Annotated in this window: 12 protein-coding genes; all 12 read left to right on the forward strand. The window is 32.6% G+C overall.

Annotation, left to right across the window (positions count from 1 at the left end; all coding sequences use genetic code 11):
• Positions 1–912 carry a hypothetical protein gene (locus tag AB3G39_RS04425; RefSeq protein ID WP_367772169.1) on the forward strand — a complete coding sequence of 304 codons (912 nt, stop codon included), beginning with the start codon at positions 1–3 and terminating at the stop codon, positions 910–912.
• A 164-nt stretch (positions 913–1076) separates the two neighbouring features.
• Positions 1077–2381 (forward strand): MFS transporter, encoded by a 1305-nt coding sequence (locus AB3G39_RS04430; protein WP_367772167.1) that lies wholly within the window; start codon positions 1077–1079, stop codon positions 2379–2381.
• Positions 2374–3549: a fructofuranosidase/invertase gene (locus AB3G39_RS04435; RefSeq protein ID WP_369769709.1), complete on the forward strand. Its 1176-nt coding sequence runs from the start codon at positions 2374–2376 to the stop codon at positions 3547–3549. The genes AB3G39_RS04430 and AB3G39_RS04435 overlap by 8 nt, the downstream gene beginning before the upstream one ends.
• A 1-nt stretch (position 3550) precedes the next feature.
• Positions 3551–4489: a carbohydrate kinase family protein gene (locus tag AB3G39_RS04440; RefSeq protein ID WP_367772163.1), complete on the forward strand. Its 939-nt coding sequence runs from the start codon at positions 3551–3553 to the stop codon at positions 4487–4489.
• Positions 4490–4518: 29 nt separating this feature from the next.
• Positions 4519–5733, forward strand: coding sequence for a sugar MFS transporter (locus AB3G39_RS04445; protein WP_367772161.1), 1215 nt, complete (start codon positions 4519–4521; stop codon positions 5731–5733).
• Complete coding sequence (locus tag AB3G39_RS04450; RefSeq protein ID WP_367772159.1) at positions 5730–7601, forward strand: trehalase family glycosidase; 1872 nt, start codon at positions 5730–5732, stop codon at positions 7599–7601. The genes AB3G39_RS04445 and AB3G39_RS04450 overlap by 4 nt, the downstream gene beginning before the upstream one ends.
• Before the next feature lie 70 nt (positions 7602–7671).
• Entirely contained in the window at positions 7672–8106 is a 435-nt protein-coding gene (locus tag AB3G39_RS04455) for a CBS domain-containing protein (RefSeq protein WP_369766108.1), read from the forward strand.
• A gap of 155 nt (positions 8107–8261) precedes the next feature.
• Complete coding sequence (locus tag AB3G39_RS04460; protein ID WP_369766109.1) at positions 8262–10556, forward strand: NADP-dependent malic enzyme; 2295 nt, start codon at positions 8262–8264, stop codon at positions 10554–10556.
• Positions 10557–10600: 44 nt separating this feature from the next.
• Positions 10601–11182, forward strand: coding sequence for a Holliday junction branch migration protein RuvA (gene ruvA / locus AB3G39_RS04465; RefSeq protein WP_367755367.1), 582 nt, complete (start codon positions 10601–10603; stop codon positions 11180–11182).
• Positions 11183–11206: 24 nt separating this feature from the next.
• Positions 11207–18352: a cell surface protein SprA gene (gene sprA, locus AB3G39_RS04470; RefSeq protein ID WP_369766111.1), complete on the forward strand. Its 7146-nt coding sequence runs from the start codon at positions 11207–11209 to the stop codon at positions 18350–18352.
• Between the two features lie 87 nt (positions 18353–18439).
• A complete protein-coding gene (gcvH, locus tag AB3G39_RS04475; RefSeq protein ID WP_367755363.1) occupies positions 18440–18820 on the forward strand; it encodes a glycine cleavage system protein GcvH in 381 nt (126 codons plus the stop codon).
• Entirely contained in the window at positions 18813–19184 is a 372-nt protein-coding gene (locus AB3G39_RS04480; RefSeq protein WP_369752597.1) for a VanZ family protein, read from the forward strand. Before gcvH ends, AB3G39_RS04480 begins: the two co-directional genes overlap by 8 nt.
• The last annotated feature ends 24 nt before the right edge of the window (positions 19185–19208 follow it).

The following is a 19208-nucleotide window of genomic DNA, read 5'->3' on the forward strand; positions in this document are numbered from 1 at the left end:
ATGAAAACAAAGAAAATAATAATATTAGTTTTTAGTTTTGTTTTCTCTCTTTTCTTAATCTGGTATCTATTTATTAAAGAAAGTGACTATTGTATTTCATTTAAAATTAAAACTGCGACTGGTACTGTTTTTCAAGGAGTTCAAGAGTGGTCAAAGACACGTATGACTACTGATAAAGAAAATTTTGTTCTTGTTGAAAAGAAAAACTTTGGTTTTATTAAGCAAGAAATGACAAAAGATAGTACTAAAATGGAATATACTTGGGATTTTAATTCCATAAATGATTCTATTACTATGGTGAATGTAGGTATAAAGGAGCAAAAGAATAGCATATACAATAGATTGACAGCGCCCTTTTATAATACTAGCTTTAAAAAAGAACAAATTAAAAAGATTACTGATTTTAGAAATGGTTTAAATAAGCATTTAGAAAATTTTAAAGTTAAAATTGATGGGTTAGGACAATCTGAAGAAACTTTTGTGGCCTATATCAGTTTAAAAAGTGTACTGCAGGAAAAGGCACAAACCATGATAATGAATGATGCTGCTATTACTGGTTTTTTGGAACAAAGTAAAATTAAAATTATAGGAAGGCCCTATTTAGAAATTGAAAATTGGGATCTTGACAAAGAGCAACTTGATTTTAATTATTGCTTCCCTATTGATAAGGATGTAAAAATGATCAATAATGGGATTGTAAAATTTAAAACTATAAAAGCAGTAAAAGGTCTAGAAGCCACTTATTATGGCAATTTCAGAACGTCAGATAGAGCTTGGTTTGCTTTGTTGGATTATGCTAAAGCCCATAATTATAAATTAGTTAATAAACCTCTTGAACACTTCCTTGCTAACCCTTTCAACGGAGGGGATGAACTATCTTGGGAAACTAAAATTGTTATCCCATTTGAGTAAAACTACAAAGTTATAATTTAAGTTTATTTTAAGAATTCGAAAACGTTTTCGGTACTTCCGAAAACGTTTTTATTTTTATAATGCAATAAATTGTCGATTTAAAAATTAATTTTAAATAAAATATCTAAAAAATTTACGAAATAATTAATTTATAAAGAAGTGCAATGAAATTAAAGCTTAGTTTTTGGCAGATAATTAATATGAATGTTGGGTTTTTCGGAATTCAATATAGTTTTGGATTACAACAAAGCGCCGTTAATCCCATTTATGATTTTTTGGGCGCAAGTCCTGATCAATTACCATTGCTTAATCTTGCTGGTCCACTAACAGGGTTGTTGATTCAGCCAATTATAGGTGCAATGAGTGACAAAACATGGTCTCCAAAATTAGGAGGAAGAAGAAAGCCATACTTTTTTATTGGAGCTTTGATATGTAGTATCGCTTTATTTATGTTTCCTTTTAGTAGTTCGTTATGGATGGCCGCAGGGTTACTTTGGATATTAGATGTAGGTAATAATACAGCTATGGAACCTTATAGAGCTTTCATTGCTGATACACTAGATACTGATCAACAGCCTACAGGATTTCAAGCTCAAAGTTTTTTTACAGGTTTTGGGCAAACTTTGGCAAACGTTTCACTATTTATTTTCCCATTAATTTTTATTGGAACAACAGGGAAACTACCCACTTGGGTATTTGCTTCCTTTTTTCTTGGTGCAGTTTGTTCGATTGGATCCGTTTGGTGGAGTTCACATACTACTAAAGAAATTCCGCCTACTGAAGAAGAATTAAAAAAAATTAAAGAGGAACCCTTACATGTTTTTACTCCATTTGTGGATATATTTTCAGCAATAAAAGACATGCCAAAAGTAATGTGGCAATTGGCTTTGGTGTATTTGTTTCAATGGTATGCCTTATTTTGTTATTGGCAAAATTCATCAAAAAGTATTGCTCTTTCTGTTTGGCATACTACTCCTCAAAAAGACATGAAATTATATGGAGAGGCTGTTAGTTGGACTGGCTTAGTAAATGGATGGTATAATGTCGTTACTTTTTTATGCGCTTTTGGATTGGTCTATTTTGCAAAGAAATATTCGCCAAAAATGGTGCATTTTTCATGTTTAGTATTAGCAGCAATAGGATTTTTAATATTTCCGCATATTGAAAATAAATATTTATTATTCCCGGCTATAACTGGTTTTGGAATCGGTTGGGCAAGTATGATGGGGATCCCTTATTTAATGGTGGTGAACAATATTCCTAAAGAACGTTATGGGGTTTATATGGGAATCATTAACATGATGATTGTTATTCCTATGTTTATCCAAACGATTACTTTCGGGTATATTTTAAAACATTTTTTAAACAATGATCCTAGATTAGCGATCACATTTGCAGGAGTACTATTGGTTATTAGTGCGATATGTACCTTATTTATTAAAACAAAAAAAGTGGAATTAAGTGAATGATTTAAATTACAAAAAGGCATTGGAATTGTTGCATAAAGCTTCGTCAACTGAGGGGTTTTTAGCGAGTGCTCAGGATATTTCTAATTACAAAAGAGTTTGGGCTCGTGATGGAGTAATTTGTGGATTGGCCGCTTTAGCATCTGGGGATAATGATTTGATAGAAACCTTTCGTAAAACATTAGACACATTGGCTGAAAATCAACATTATAACGGAACAATCCCTTCAAATGTAATGACAAATGGAGCCGATGTAGAAGTTAGTTATGGTGGATTAGCAGGAAGAGTGGATGCAGTTACTTGGTTTGTTATTGGAATTTGTCAATATGCTTTTTATAAAAAGGATCCTTCTTTCGTAATAAAATACGAACAAAACATTCAAAAATGCTTGCAACTTCTTGAGGCTTGGGAGTTTAATAATAAAGGGCTGTTGTATGTCCCGCTTTCTGGAAATTGGGCTGATGAATATATAACGGATGGCTATGTTTTATACGATCAATTGCTCCGAATTTGGGCATTAAGAAGTTACAATCATTTTGCAAAGAAGGAGTCAATTACAGAAAAAATAGAAAAAATAACGGAACAGATTGAAATTAATTTTACTCCAAATTCAGTTGGAGAGAAATACCATGAAAGAGCATACAACGAAATAAATATTAACAAATTTATGCCTTGCTCTTTTTCACCAGCGGGTTACAAAACCCAGTTTGATGCTTTTGCTAACTCATTGGCATTATACTTAAATATTGGATCAGAAAATTTTCAGCATTCTATTTTAGAGTATTCAATTGAACTGAAAAAGGAAAGACCTCTACAATTGTTGCCCGCCTTTTGGCCTCCAATAGAGGAAAGTGATATTGATTGGAATCTTTTGAAGAACAATTGCAAATATGAATTTAGAAATTATCCAAATGAATTTCATAATGGAGGTAGTTGGTCTATGGTCAATGGATTTTATGGATTAGCATTACAATCTAAAAACAAAAGTAGCGAAGCATTAGAAATATTAGAGGCTATAAATGCAGTGAACAAAGTGGAGGATTATAGTTTTTATGAAAATTTCAATAGTGAAACTCAAAAGCCAAATGGAGTTCCATTTTGTGCATGGAGTGGCGCCGCAACAGTAATGTTGCATCAAAGTATAAATACAAATTTTAAATTTTTAGTTTAAATTGGAAAAGAAAATTGACATAATCTGTGCAGGGGAAGTACTGATAGATTTTATAGGACACGAAGTAAATACTTCAATAAACAGAACAAAAGATTACCACCGATTTTTAGGTGGCTCTCCAACTAATGTAGCGGTGAATGCGGCAAGGTTGGGTTTGAACTCTGTTTTAGTGGCAACTTGTGGTCAAGACGGATTGGGAGAATATATTGTTCGTAAACTGAAAGCAAATAAGGTGATTACTTCCCAAATAAGAAAATCAGATACAGAGCCAACTTCTGTTATTTTTGTTTCAAAATCGACTGGAACTCCTGATTTTATTCCATATAGAGAGGCAGATTACCAAATTCATCAGAGTCAAATTCCAGACGATTTATTGGCAAGTGCCAAAATTTTTCATACAACCTGTTTTGCATTAAGCAAAAACCCAGCTAGAACGACTATTTTAGAAAGTGCAAAAAAAGCCCAATCGTTAGGTTTGCAAACAAGTATTGATATTAATTTTTCGGAGAGAATTTGGCCAGATAGAGAGGAAGCTAAGCTGGTTTTGAAAGAATATTTGGGAACAAACCCATTTGTAAAATTAAGTGAAGATGATTGTTATCGTCTTTTTGCTGAAACAAAAACCGAAGATTTTATTTTTGACTATTTTCATGATTTGGGTGCGGCAACAATATGCTTGACTAAAGGGAAAGATGGGGTGGTCTTATCTGATAAAAATTTTGGTATGTTTTATCAAAAAGCACAAAAAATTGATGAGATAAAAGACACAACTGGTGCTGGAGATGCTTTTTGGACTGGTTTTTTGTATGCGCAATTATTGAATAAAAATTTTGAAGAAACCATTACGATTGCTCAAAAGTTAGCCGTTTTAAAATTGCAAAACGTAGGGAGATTACCAGAGGGGATTAATATTGCTACCTATTTGAATACGGACAGCTAGTTTTTATAAAATAATAAAACCAATTAAAAATGAAAAAAAGTACTATTAAATTAGCGATGTATTTGAATTATTTTGTCTTTGCTATTCTATTGAATAGTGTAGGAATAGTGATTTTAAAAGCCCAAAAAAATTATGGAGTAGATGAGTTACAAGCTAGTATTCTAGAGGCTTTTAAAGATTTACCTATCGCAATTGTCTCTTTTTTGATAGCTTCTTTTTTGCCTAGATTAGGTTATAAAAAAGCCATGCTTATTGGTTTAGCTTTGGTATCTGTAGCTTGTATTACGATGTATTTTGGAAACTCATTTGAAACAGCTAAAATACTTTTTGCGACTGTTGGAGTTTCATTTGCTTTGATAAAGGTGTCCGTTTATTCTCTTATTGGAACCGTTACTGAAAATCAAAAAGAACACAATAGTTTAATGAGTAGTATTGAAGGGGTTTTTATGATTGGAATTGCGCTGGCATACTTTTTATTCCCCGCTTTCAACTCAGAATCGGATCCTGATGCATGGTTGAACGTGTATTGGTTATTAGCGGGAATTTCATTGTTATCATTTGGATTCTTGTTCTTTGCCAAATTTGAAGACCAAACCGATATTCCTGGAGTTGATTTAGCGGATGATTTTAAACAAATGTTCAAGCTGTTTGCTAAACTACTGACTATTGTTTTTGTAATTAGTGCCTTTCTATTTGTAATGATTGAACAAGGAATTATGTCATGGTTGCCTACTTTTAATAGTAAAGTATTACACCTTCCAGAGAATATAAGCATAATGATGGCGAGTATTTTGGCTATTACTTTGGCGGTAGGACGATTACTTGCGGGTGTAATTACTAAAAGTATAAATTGGATTTGGGTCCTTAGTTTTTGTATTGTGATGGCCATGTTAATCGTTATTTTTGTATTGCCAAGGACGGTTGGGCTGGATGTTAAAGAAATCAATTCGCTAGGAGATATTCCTTTAATAGGATTTGCATTTCCTCTTGTGGGATTGTTTATCGCTCCAATATATCCCCTTTTAAATTCAGTTGTTTTAAGTGCTTTGCCCAAGAAACTGCACAGTTCCATGACGGGTTTAATTGTTGTTTTTTCAGCATTAGGAGGTACATTAGGTTCAAGAGTAATTGGGTATTTGTTTAAAAATGAAGGGCCTGAAAATGCGTTCTATTATACTTTGATTCCAATGTCTTTATTATTAGTCTCTTTCTTTATATTAAAAAAACTAACTGCTAAATCATGAAAATTTCACTAAACATAGATAAAACATTTCGCGAACTTTTGCTTCAAGAGGATACTGATAATGATAAAAAGATTACAAAGGATGACAATGGTCCTAAAAGATTCGTTTTAGTTGATGAAAAAACTAAAAAAGAAAGAGTAATTGAAGGAACCTATCATTTGGCAAATTTACTTCAAGAACTGGCAGTCCTCAAAGATAAAAAAACGGAATTGGGTGAAGTCGATTTAACACGGATTCAAGAGGAGCCTGTAGATCGTATTTCGAGAAAAATCAGAGAGGATTATTGGGATGAACTTACTAGAACTATTGATAAGAAAGGCCTGATGCAAATTCTACAAGATGAAAAAACGACAAATGAAATACCAACTCTATATGTTTCCGCTAAAGATAAACAAGGGGTGAAGTATTTTCAGGATTTAGAAAAAGAACTGCAAAATTTCAAAGTAGGAGTTTTACCGGAAGATTATACAGAAGAGTATGTTGATACGTTGAATACAAAACCCGGGATTCTTGCGTTGGCTTTAGAGCAAAAATTATACAGTTTACAAGGAGTTCCATTTGTTGTCCCAGGTGGGAGATTTAATGAAATGTATGGTTGGGATAGCTATTTTATTGGTGTTGGATTGCTAATTGATAATCAGCTGGAGAAAGCGATGGCTATAGCAGATAACTTTAAATATCAAATTGTTCACTACGGAAAAATACTAAATGCCAATAGGAGTTACTATTTAACTAGAACACAGCCACCATTATACTCCTCTTTATTAGTTGAGATTGTAAAGAATAAAGTTCCAAATTTAGAATGGTTGAAAGGCCATCTAGAAACGGTTATTCTAGAATACAATACAGTTTGGATGGTGCAAGGTGGTCGATTGACTCCTACAGGATTAAATAGATATAAGTCAGGTGGTGTAGGAATGCCTTTTGAAGTGGAGCCAGGACATTTTGATGATGTTTTAGAATCGTATGCAATAAAATATAATTTGCCAATTAGAGAATTTGAAAAGCAATATTTAAATAGAACTATTGTTGATGCTGAACTTGATGAGTATTTTGTTCATGATAGAAGTTTACGCGAAAGCGGACATGACACTACTAATAGATTGATTAATACTTGTGCTAACTTAAATTCAGTTGATGTAAATAGTTTTCTTTACAAATATGAAAAAGATATAGCCTTTTTGATTAAGAATTTCTATGATGATAAAATACAAATAGCTGATACTCATTACACATCTAAAGATTGGGAATCCAAAGCAAATTCAAGAAAAGAAAAAATGGATGAATTATGTTGGAATGAAGAATCAACTATGTATTTTGATTATGATTTTGTAAATAATAGACAATTCCCTTTTGAAGCTGCAACTACTTTTTTCCCTTTATGGGCCGGATTATGCAATGCTCATCAGGCAAAACAATTAGTCGAAGTAGCCTTGCCACAATTTATAAAAAGTGGAGGAATTACAGGAAGTACAAAAGCAAGTACGGCAAATTTTCCTGAGGATGCGCCACAAAGGCAGTGGGATTATCCTTTTGGGTGGGCTCCACACCAAATGCTGTTATGGGAGGGTTTACTTAATTATGGTTTTATTGATAAAGCCCAAGAAATGGTGTACAGATGGCTTTGGTTGATTACTAAAAATGCAGTGGAATACAATGGAACGATTCCAGAGAAATTTGATTTGGAAACCAGTTCCCATAAAGTTTTTGCAGAGTATGGTAATGTTGGGACGGAATTCGATTATATTTCTAAAGAAGGTTTTGGATGGGTTAATGCGTCCTATCAATATGGATTGCAAATACTAAACGATCATTTGAAACAAGAACTAAATAGACTTACTTCTCCGGAAGATTTATTTAAAGGCTAATTTTTTTTTTGTAAAGCTGTATTTTGTATGTTATTTTTTTTAACTTTATAGTCAACTAAATTTTTTCAACATGACTGTAAATCAAATATTAAGCACAAAAGGAAAGGATGTTCATTCTATAGTTTCTACAATCACCGTATATGATGCATTGAAAGTGATGGGAGAAAAAAATGTTGGAGCAGTATTAGTCATTGAAGATAATATTTTAAAAGGAATACTTTCTGAAAGAGATTATGCTAGGAAAATTGTCCTAAAAAATAAAGCTTCAAAAGATACGTTTGTACATGAAATCATGGAAAAGGATGTCATTACGGTAAAACCAACGGATGATCTTGATTTCTGTATGGGAATTATGAGTAAAAGAAGGGTTAGACATTTACCGGTTGTAGAAAATGATGTCGTTACTGGTGTTATTTCAATTGGTGACGTAGTGAAAGCAATAATAGAAATTCAAAAAGAAACAATTCAGCATTTGGATTCTTATATTAGTGGATCAAAAGGTTAAAATAGAATTTAAAAATAAGTATAAATAGCTGCAATTTAGTGCGGCTATTTTTTTTTCTACAAATAGGGTTTGGTTTTTTTTTAAAAGAATAGAAGAAAAGTCTGCTTTTTAAACCAAGTCTTATATCTTTGTAAGCTAGAATAAAACATTAAAAAATGAACAAAAACAGCAAAAGAAGAGAAGCGTTATTATATCATGCAAAACCTACTCCAGGAAAAATTCAAGTAGTTCCAACTAAGAAATATGCAACCCAAAGAGATTTATCTTTGGCTTATTCACCTGGTGTAGCTGAACCTTGTTTAGAAATTGCTAAAGATGTAAATAACGTATATAAATATACAGCTAAAGGAAATTTAGTTGCGGTAATTACTAACGGAACTGCAGTTTTGGGTCTAGGAGATATTGGACCTGAAGCTTCAAAACCAGTTATGGAAGGAAAAGGATTATTGTTTAAGATTTTTGCAGATATTGATGTTTTTGACATTGAGATTGGTACTAAAGATATTGAGGAATTTATTCAAACCGTAAAAAATATTGCTCCTACATTTGGAGGGATAAATTTAGAAGATATAAAGGCACCTGAGTCTTTTGAAATTGAACGTAGGTTAGTTGAAGAATTGAATATTCCAGTGATGCATGATGATCAACATGGAACAGCAATTATATCTTCTGCAGCTTTAATAAACGCATTGGAATTAGCTGATAAAAAAGCTGAGGATGTGAAAATGGTAGTTTCAGGTGCAGGTTCAGCAGCATTAGCTTGTGCTGATTTATATGTTTTACTAGGAGTTAAAATAGAAAATATATTGATGTTTAACAGTAAAGGAGTCTTGACAAAAGACAATCCATCACTATCTGTTATGCAATTAAAATATGCAAAAGATATAAAGCCAGTAAGTCTTGAAGAAGCTTTAAAGGGAGCAGATATTTTCTTAGGACTATCTTCTGGAGATATTATGAGTCCTCAAATGTTATTGGGAATGGCTGATAATCCAATCGTTTTTGCAATGGCAAATCCAGACCCAGAAATAGATTATAATCTTGCTATTTCAACACGAAAAGATATTATCATGGCTACAGGAAGATCTGATCATCCTAACCAAGTGAATAATGTACTTGGGTTTCCATATATTTTTAGGGGTGCTTTAGATGTTCGCGCTACTAAAATAAATGAAGCGATGAAAATGGCTGCTGTTAAAGCATTGGCTTTATTAGCTAAAGAGTCAGTTCCAGAGCAAGTTAATGTTGCTTATGGCGCTACTAAATTAGTTTTTGGTAGAGATTATATTATCCCAAAACCATTTGATCCAAGATTAATTACTATTGTGGCTCCTGCAGTTGCTAAAGCTGCTATGGATTCTGGTGTGGCATTAAACCCTATTACTGATTGGCATAAGTACGAAGAAGAACTTCTAGACCGATTAGGGAATGATAATAAAATGGTTCGATTGATTACCAATAGAGCTAAAATGGATCCTAAAAGAATTGTATTTGCAGAAGCAGATCATTTAGATGTACTTAAGGCAGCACAAATTGTATTAGAAGAAGGAATTGGACATCCTATTTTATTAGGAAACAAGGAAATTATTTTAGAATTAAAAGAAGAATTAGGTTTTGATGCTGATATTGAGATAATTGATCCTAAAATAAAAGAAGAAGACGCTAGAAGAAATAAATTTGCGACTACCTATTGGGAAACTAGAAAAAGAAAAGGAATTTCTTTATATGATGCTGAAAAGTTAATGCGTGAAAGAAATTATTTTGCTGCCATGATGGTCAATGAAGGAGAGGCTGATGGATTAGTTACAGGTCATTCTAGAAGTTATTCTTCTGTAGTGAAACCAATGTTGCAATTAATTGAAAAAGCGCCTGGAGCCTCTATTGTGGCGACTACAAACATGATGATGACTGCTCGTGGTCCAATGTTTTTGTCAGATACTGCGATAAACATCGATCCTTCTGCAGATGACTTGGCAAAAATTGCTATTATGACTGCTAAAACAGCAAGAATGTTTGGTGTAGAGCCAGTAATAGCGATGGTTTCATTTTCTAACTTTGGTTCTTCTAGTGATGCTAATGCTGCTAAAGTAAGACAGGCAGTAGCTTATTTACATGAGCATCATCCAGACCTTATTATTGACGGTGAAGTTCAAGCAGATTTTGCCTTGAATCCAGAAATGCTGAAAGAGAAATTCCCGTTTTCTAAACTAGCTGGAAAAAAGGTAAACACTTTAATTTTTCCTAATTTAGATTCTGCTAATATTACGTATAAATTATTGAAAGAATTAAACAAAGTGGATTCAATTGGGCCTATTATGCTTGGAATGGGAAAACCAGTTCACATTTTTCAATTAGGTGCAAGTGTAGAAGAGATGGTCAATATGGCAGCAATTGCTGTAATTGATGCGCAGGAAAAACAAAAGAAAAAACAAATTAATGCTTCTTTATAATTAGCTTTATAAAAACAATAAATTGTTTCATATACAAACTATAAATGATAGCACATTTACAAGGGAAATTAGTGGAAAAAACACCAACACACATCGTAATTGACTGCGGTGGTGTTGGTTATCATGTAAATATCTCGTTACATACTTATTCATTGCTTCCTAATACTGATTTTGTAAAGTTATTTACACATCTTCAAGTTAAAGAGGATTCGCATACTTTATTTGGATTTGTAGAAAAATCTGAGAAAGAGATTTTTAAATTGTTAATTTCCGTTTCGGGAATTGGGGCCAATATTGCGAGAACAATGTTGTCGTCATTAGATCCTAAACAAATTACAAATGCGATTGCTTCAGGGGATGTAGTTACAGTTCAATCGATAAAAGGAATCGGTAGTAAAACAGCTCAAAGGGTGATACTTGATTTAAAAGAAAAAGTGTTGAAACTATATGATTTAGATGAAGTTTCAATGGTGCAAAGCAATACAAACCGAGATGAAGCGTTATCAGCTTTGGAGGTATTAGGTTTTGTTCGAAAAACTTCTGAAAAAATCATTGAAAAAATTGTAAAAGAGGATCCAGATGCTTCTGTTGAATCAATTATTAAAAAAGCTTTAAAGAACTTATAAAAGGAACTCGGAAACACGAATTATATGCAGAAAATTTGTCTTTTTTTGTTAGTTTTATTTTGTGGTTTTGCGTCTAGGGCTCAAGTAAAAGAAGAAGCTCAAGATACAATTAATAAGGGTTTCTCTTTAGGAAAAGTCCAAATAAAAAACCCTCAAAGTATTCTCTCGGCCTATACTTATGATCCTGTTACGGATAGGTATGTTTATACTAATTCTGTTGATGGGTTTTCTATCAATTACCCTATTATATTAACTCCAAAAGAGTATGAAAGTTTAGTCTTGAAAGAATCTATGAGAGATTATTTCAAGAAAAAAACGGATGCTATCGATGGTAAAAAAGAAGGAAGTGAGGCTGCGAAAAAAGATTTATTACCTAAATATTATGTAAATTCTGGTCTTTTTGAGTCAATTTTCGGGAGTAATACAATTGATGTTAAGCCTACAGGTTCCGTTGAAATGGATTTGGGTGCTCGATATACCAAACAAGATAATCCTTCTTTCTCTCCAAGAAATAGATCTAATTTGTCTTTTGATTTTAATCAAAGGATAAGCATGAGCTTAATGGGGAAAGTAGGTACAAGGTTGAATGTTAATGCAAATTATGATACGCAGTCTACTTTCGCATTTCAAAATTTAATTAAATTAGAATATGCTCCTTCAGAAGATGATATTATTCAAAAAATTGAAGTTGGAAATGTAAGTATGCCTTTGAATAGCTCATTAATTAGGGGAGCGCAAAGCTTATTTGGTGTAAAAGCCCAATTGCAATTTGGAAAAACTACAGTTACAGGAGTCTTTTCAGAACAAAAATCAAAAACAAAAAGTGTAGTTGCAGAAGGTGGTGGAGTAATTCAGGACTTTGATATGTATGCGCTTGATTACGATAATGACAGGCATTTTTTCTTGTCACAATATTTTAGAAATAAATACGATGCTTCGTTAAAAAACTACCCTTTTATTGATAGTAGGGTTCAAATTACAAGACTTGAAATTTGGGTTACTAATAAACAAACTCGTGTTAGTACTAATTCAAATAACTTACGAAATATTATTGCGCTTCAAGATTTAGGAGAATCGCAATTATCGGGCTTGGCAGATAATGAAGTGGTAGTGCTTGATCCTTCAACAGGAATATTTAATAATCCAATAAATTCGCCCACAGACAACTCTAATAACGATTATGATCCAGCACAAATTTTAACTGGTTCAGGTTTGTTAAATAGTAATATTAGGGAAATAGTTACTTCTAATTCTGGATTTAATGTCACTGTTAGCGAAGGTCAAGATTATTCTAAATTAGAAAATGCTCGAAAATTAACTTCAAATGAATATACCTATAATGCTCAATTAGGATATATATCGTTGCAACAACGATTAGCAAATGATGAGGTGCTAGCCGTTGCTTATCAATATACAATAGGTGATAAAGTGTATCAGGTAGGTGAATTTGGTAGTGATGGTATCGATGCAACTGTTGTAACGGGGACTAATTCTTCCCAAGCAATTATCACTCAAAGTTTAATTTTGAAAATGTTGAAAAGTAATTTAACAAATGTCAAAAATCCAGTTTGGAACTTGATGATGAAAAACATTTATCAAATACCAGGAGCTTATCAAGTGAAACAAGAGGATTTTAGGTTTAATATACTATATACTGATCCGTCTCCATTAAATTACATTACTGAAGTGTCGGGAAGTCCTTTTCCTGCAAGTCCATCACCTGATAATAAAGTTGCTGAAACTCCTTTATTGAAAGTATTTAATTTAGATAAATTAAATTATAATAATGATCCACAAACTGGAGGGGATGGTTTTTTTGATTTTATGCAAGGCATCACTATTGATTCCCAAAATGGAAGAATAATATTTACTACCAAAGAGCCATTTGGTGAATTATTGTTTTCCAAATTGTCAAACACAGGTTCAGGAGAAAACTATAACGATGCTAATACTTATAATGCAAATCAAAAGAAATATGTGTTTCGTAATATGTATCGCAACACCCAATCTGGAGCATTGCAAGATAGTGACAAGAATAAATTTCTTTTAAGAGGTAAATATAAATCATCAGGAGGTGATGGAATTCCTATTGGAGCGTTCAATGTTCCTCAAGGTTCCGTTGTAGTGACTGCTGGAGGACGAGTTTTAGTTGAAGGAATTGATTATAGTGTAAATTATCAATTGGGTAGGGTTCAAATTTTGGATCCATCTCTTCAAGCATCAAATACGCCTATTAATGTTTCTCTGGAAAATAATTCTGTTTTTGGTCAGCAAACCAGAAGGTTTATGGGGGTAAATGTAGAACATAAAATTTCGGATAAGTTTTTGGTTGGAGCTACATTTTTAAAAATGACTGAAAAACCCTTTACTCAAAAATCAAGTTTTGGTCAAGAATCGGTAAACAATACTATTTTTGGTTTTAATACTAATTATTCTACTGAGGTTCCTTTCTTTACTCGATTAGTGAATAAACTCCCTAATATTGATACCGATGTGCCTTCAAATCTTTCGGTACGTGGAGAAATCGCTTTTTTGAAACCAGACACACCAAAAGCAGATCAGTTTCAAGGAGAGTCAACAATTTATGTAGATGACTTTGAGGGATCTCAATCTACAATTGATATGCGTTCTGCTTATGCCTGGAGTTTATCTTCTACACCAGATAGAAATACAAGAAGTGCCTATGATTTTAACGCTAACGCTAATGATTTAAGTTATGGGTTTAAAAGAGCGAAGCTAGCTTGGTATACTATTGATCCCGTTTTTTATACGCAAAAACCATCTGGAATTTCAAATGATGATTTGTCATTGAATACTACAAGAAGAATTTATAGTGAAGAATTATACCCATTAACTGATATTGCTCAAGGACAATCGCAAGTTGTTAATACTTTGGACTTAAGTTATTATCCTTCTGATAGAGGTCCTTATAATAACAGTTCGAGTTTTTCTGCAAGCCCCGGAACTAATTATGGTGGAATTATGAGAGCTATAAATTCAACAAATTTTGAACAAGGAAATGTGGAATATATTCAGTTTTGGGTAATGGATCCCTACGTTGGTAAAGGCCAGGTTCCAAATGATAATACTGGAAAAATATATTTCAATTTAGGGGAGATATCAGAAGATGTTTTGAAAGATGGGCGCAAACAATATGAAAATGGACTAGGGCCAGATCAAATATTAGTAAATCCAAAACCTATTTGGGGAGATGTTCCTGCGTCACAATCTTTGATTTATGCTTTTGATACTAATGCGGATAATAGAAAGAATCAAGATATAGGTTTAGATGGATTGTCTAATGCGAATGAAGGGACTGTCTATACTAATTTTGCTTCAGAGTCTGATCCAGCAGCTGATGATTATACCTATTACTTAAACACTACAGGTAGTGTAAAAGAGCGATATAAGAACTATAATGGTGTTGATGGAAACTCAGCTGTAAGTGTAAGTGATCCCAATAGAGGCTCATCAACAGTTCCAGATGTTGAAGATATTAATAGAGATAATACAATGAATACCATTAATGCTTATTATGAATATAGTGTGGATATTCAACCGAATATGAATGTTGGTCAAAACTATATTACTGATGTGAAAAATACGCAAGTAACATTAGCAAATGGTGAAGTTACTGATGCAAGATGGTTACAATTTAAAATCCCAGTTTCTCAGCCAGAAAATACAATAGGAAATATTTCAGATTTTAGATCCATTCGTTTTATGAGAATGTTTATGACTGGTTTTAATCAAGACGTAACTGTTCGTTTTGGTGCTCTAGATTTGGTCAGAGGAGAATGGAGAAGATATACGAATACATTGGATTTTAATGATACAAACGTAGCTGATGATGGAACTGATTTAGATGTGTTAGCAGTGAATGTTCAAGAAAATAATGACAGATGCCCAGTTAATTATATTATCCCTCCTGGAGTGCAACGGGAACAATTGTATAATAATAATACGATTATAAATCAAAATGAACAGTCGCTGTCACTTAGAGTTTCTGGGAACGGTCTTGAGCCGGAAGATTCAAGAGCCGTTTTTAAGAATGTTAGCATCGATATGAGGCAGTTCAAAAAATTAAAAATGTTTTTGCATGCAGAATCATTGCCAAATCAAACAGTACTTAGAGACGATCAAATGATTGGATTTATTCGTTTTGGAAATGATTTTACACAGAACTTCTATCAAATAGAAATTCCTTTGAAAGTAACGACTCCTTCTTCTACTTCAGGTTCTAATTGTTCCGCATTGAGCGCAGAAGAGGTTTGGCCAGAAGATAATAATATTGATTTAACGCTAGCCTTGTTAACTCAGCTTAAAATTCAGGCAATGAGTATCGATTTGAGTACTCTACCATTGGATGGAATCTATTATCAAAATGAAGATGAGTTAAACCCAAGTCTGGCCAATAAAACAAATAAGTTGAGATTGGGGATAAAAGGAAATCCTAATTTTGGATTGGTTCGTACACTTATGGTTGGTGTGAAAAGCAATGAAACACACCAAGATATAAAAGGAGAAGTTTGGTTCAATGAACTTCGCTTGGCTGATATGGATAATCAAGGCGGTATGGCGGCAGTTTTAAATGTTGATACAAACCTTGCCGATTTTGCAACTATTTCCGCAACAGGTAAAAAAAGTACTATTGGTTTCGGAGCTTTGGAGCAAGGGCCAAATGAGAGAAGTCGGGAAGATATTGAACAATATAATATTGTCACTAATCTTAATTTGGGGAAATTACTGCCAGTAAAATGGGGGATAAATTTACCATTTAATTATGCCGTTGGAGAAGAGACAATCACACCAGAATATGATCCTTTTAATCAAGATATCAAACTAAAACAGTTGTTGGACAATACAACCGATACTGCGGAGAGAAATAATATTACAAATAGAGCAGTAGATTATACAAAACGAACAAGTATTAATTTTATTGGTGTTAGAAAACAAAGAAGTCCTGAGCAAAAACAGCATGTTTATGACCCAGAGAACTTTACTTTTTCTCAGTCATACAATAAGGTAGAGCGACATGATTTTGAAATTGAAGATTATATTGATCAACAAGTAAATACGTCAGTGGATTATGCTTATAGTTTTCAGCCAAAACCTGTTGAGCCATTCAAGAAAACGGAATTCATGAAAAAAAGTAGTTATTGGAAGTTGCTTAGTGATTTCAATTTTAATTATTTGCCTTCAAATGTTTCTTTTAATACTAATATAATTAGACAATACAATCGTCAACAATTTCGTCAAGTTGATGTTGAGGGGATTGGTTTGGATCCTTTGTATAGAAGAAATTTTTCCTTTAATTATCAGTATGGATTTAATTATAACCTTACAAAATCTTTAAAACTAAGTTATACAGCGTCATCTAATAATATTGTAAAAAATTATTTAAATCAGGATAATGAACCTATTGACAGTTTTACGATTTGGGATAGCTACTGGAACATAGGAACGCCTAACCAACACATGCAACAGTTGGTTTTGAATTATGAAATTCCAATCAATAAGATTCCTTTATTTAGTTTTGTGAAAGCAAATTATTCCTATACAGGAGACTATAGCTGGCAACGTTCGTCAAATGCATTGTCACAAATAGAAATAGGAGGAGTAGATTATAATTTAGGAAATACGGTTCAAAATGCGCGTTCGAATACTTTGAATGCAACTTTTAATATGGATATGCTTTATAAGTATTTAGGGTTAACAAAAAATAATGCTAAAGTAACAAGTAAACCCAAAGCTTCAGCTCCTAAACCAGGAGAAAAGGTAGTGAATAATACAGCAAAACCAGTTGTTCAAAACAATGAATTTGTAGATGGACTTATGGGTGTTTTAACGAGTGTAAAAAATATTCAGGTAAATTATACGGAGAACAGCGGTACAGTTTTACCGGGTTATACTCCAAGTGTAGGTTTCTTTGGGTCTTCAAGACCTACTTTAGGGTTTATATTTGGTAGTCAAGATGATGTTCGTTATGAAGCTGCTAAAAATGGTTGGTTGACCAATTATCAGGATTTTAATCAAAACTTTTCACAGGTAAGTAATAAGATGTTTAAGTCAACTGCGAATGTAGATTTGTTCCCCGATTTAAAAATTGATTTAAATGCAGACAGATCGTATTCTGAAAATTATTCAGAACAATACGATGTGACTAATGGAGAATATAATTCGAGATCTCCTTATACATACGGACTTTTTTCAATATCAACGGTTTTGATTAAAACGTCTTTTTCGGCAAGCAATGAAGTTTCTTCAGTGGCATTTGATGACTTTAGAAGCAATAGATTAATAGTTGCTAATCGATTGGCATCACAACGTGGTATTGATGTTACTAACCCAGCTAATTTGGATGAAGATGGATATCCGTTAGGGTATGGTAAAAATAATCAAGCAGTTTTATTGCCAGCTTTTTTAGCTGCCTATTCTGGCAGTAGTGCCTCAAATGTTTCCTTAGGGATTTTTAGAAGTTTTCCAATACCAAACTGGGCTGTAAAATACAATGGATTAATGCGTTATGATTTGTTTAAAAGGAATTTTAAACGATTCTCGTTGCAGCATAATTATAGAGCTTCTTATACCATTAATCAATACCGATCTAATTTTGATTATGATAATGACAAGAATGGAGTTGATGCAAGTGGTAATTTTTTGAATAAAACAATCATGTCAAATATTAACTTAGTGGAGCAATTTAGTCCGCTGATTAGAATGGATTTTGAATTGAAAAGCTCATTGAAAATTCTTACTGAAATTAAAAAAGATAGAGCATTATCGATGAGTTTTGATAATAATTTATTGACCGAGGTAAAAGGAATTGAATATGTTGTTGGGCTAGGATATCGATTTAAAGATGTTATCTTTTCTTCTAGACTGGCTGATAATCCATCAGGCATTATAAAAGGAGATATTAATATGAAAGCTGATTTTTCTTATCGAAATAATCAAACAATTGTACGTTATTTGGACTACGATAATAATCAATTGGCGGGAGGTCAAAATATTTGGTCATTAAAATTAACTGCTGATTACTCTTTCAGTAAGAACCTAACTGCAATATTCTATTACGATCATTCTTTTTCTAAAGCTGTAATATCGACTTCATTTCCATTAACAAATATCCGTTCGGGGTTTACACTTCGTTATAATTTTGGGAATTAATTTTTTAAAATCTAAACCAATTTTCATTAGAAGATTGTTACATTTGCCGTACAAAAAATCAATTATCAATTATCAATTAGTATTTATATGAATATACCATCAAATTTAAAGTACACTAAAGATCACGAATGGGTTAGTTTACAAGGGGATGTTGCAACAGTAGGGATTACTCATTTTGCTCAAAAAGAATTAGGAGATATTGTTTATGTTGAAGTAGAAACGTTAGATCAAACTCTTGAAAAAGATGAGGTTTTTGGAACTGTTGAAGCGGTAAAAACAGTTTCTGATTTATTTCTTCCATTAGCTGGAGAAATTATTGAATTCAATGATGCTTTAGAAAGTACTCCAGAAACTGTAAATTCAGATCCTTACGGAGCGGGGTGGATGATAAAAATAAAAGTTTCTGATGTTGCGGATTTTGATTCGTTACTATCTAGTGAAGCTTACAAAGAATTGATCGGTGCATAAACAATTGTATTTTTGGATTGCAGTTTTTTGGACTATAATAGTTACTTTTCTTTGTTTAACACCGTCAAGTAATATTCCAGAAGTAAGTATTTTATATCTTGATAAATTGATTCATATCTTTTTTCATTTTGTGTTTACTACTCTTTGGGTTTTGTTCTTCAAAGTAAAAATGCAAAGTCCAAATAATTATAAGCCTTTTTTTTATTCATTTGTTTTATCTGTTTTTTTTGGAATTACAATTGAAATATTACAAGAAGTATTGACCACTACCCGAACTGCTGATGTTTTTGATGTTTTGGCCAATATAACGGGAGCAAGTTTAGCAATCGTTGTTATGATTCTATATTTTAAAAACAAGAAATAAACAGTATATAATTCAATTTAAATC

The organism is Flavobacterium sp. WC2416, from assembly GCF_041200095.1.
Lineage (GTDB): Bacteria > Bacteroidota > Bacteroidia > Flavobacteriales > Flavobacteriaceae > Flavobacterium.

Coding starts and splice junctions, on each gene's coding strand:
- sprA (WP_369766111.1), top strand. CDS start 11,207: ATGCAGAAAATTTGTCTTTTTTTGTTAGTTTTATTTTGTGGTTTTGCG.
- AB3G39_RS04460 (WP_369766109.1), top strand. CDS start 8,262: ATGAACAAAAACAGCAAAAGAAGAGAAGCGTTATTATATCATGCAAAA.
- AB3G39_RS04425 (WP_367772169.1), top strand. CDS start 1: ATGAAAACAAAGAAAATAATAATATTAGTTTTTAGTTTTGTTTTCTCT.
- gcvH (WP_367755363.1), top strand. CDS start 18,440: ATGAATATACCATCAAATTTAAAGTACACTAAAGATCACGAATGGGTT.
- AB3G39_RS04455 (WP_369766108.1), top strand. CDS start 7,672: ATGACTGTAAATCAAATATTAAGCACAAAAGGAAAGGATGTTCATTCT.
- AB3G39_RS04450 (WP_367772159.1), top strand. CDS start 5,730: ATGAAAATTTCACTAAACATAGATAAAACATTTCGCGAACTTTTGCTT.
- ruvA (WP_367755367.1), top strand. CDS start 10,601: ATGATAGCACATTTACAAGGGAAATTAGTGGAAAAAACACCAACACAC.
- AB3G39_RS04445 (WP_367772161.1), top strand. CDS start 4,519: ATGAAAAAAAGTACTATTAAATTAGCGATGTATTTGAATTATTTTGTC.
- AB3G39_RS04430 (WP_367772167.1), top strand. CDS start 1,077: ATGAAATTAAAGCTTAGTTTTTGGCAGATAATTAATATGAATGTTGGG.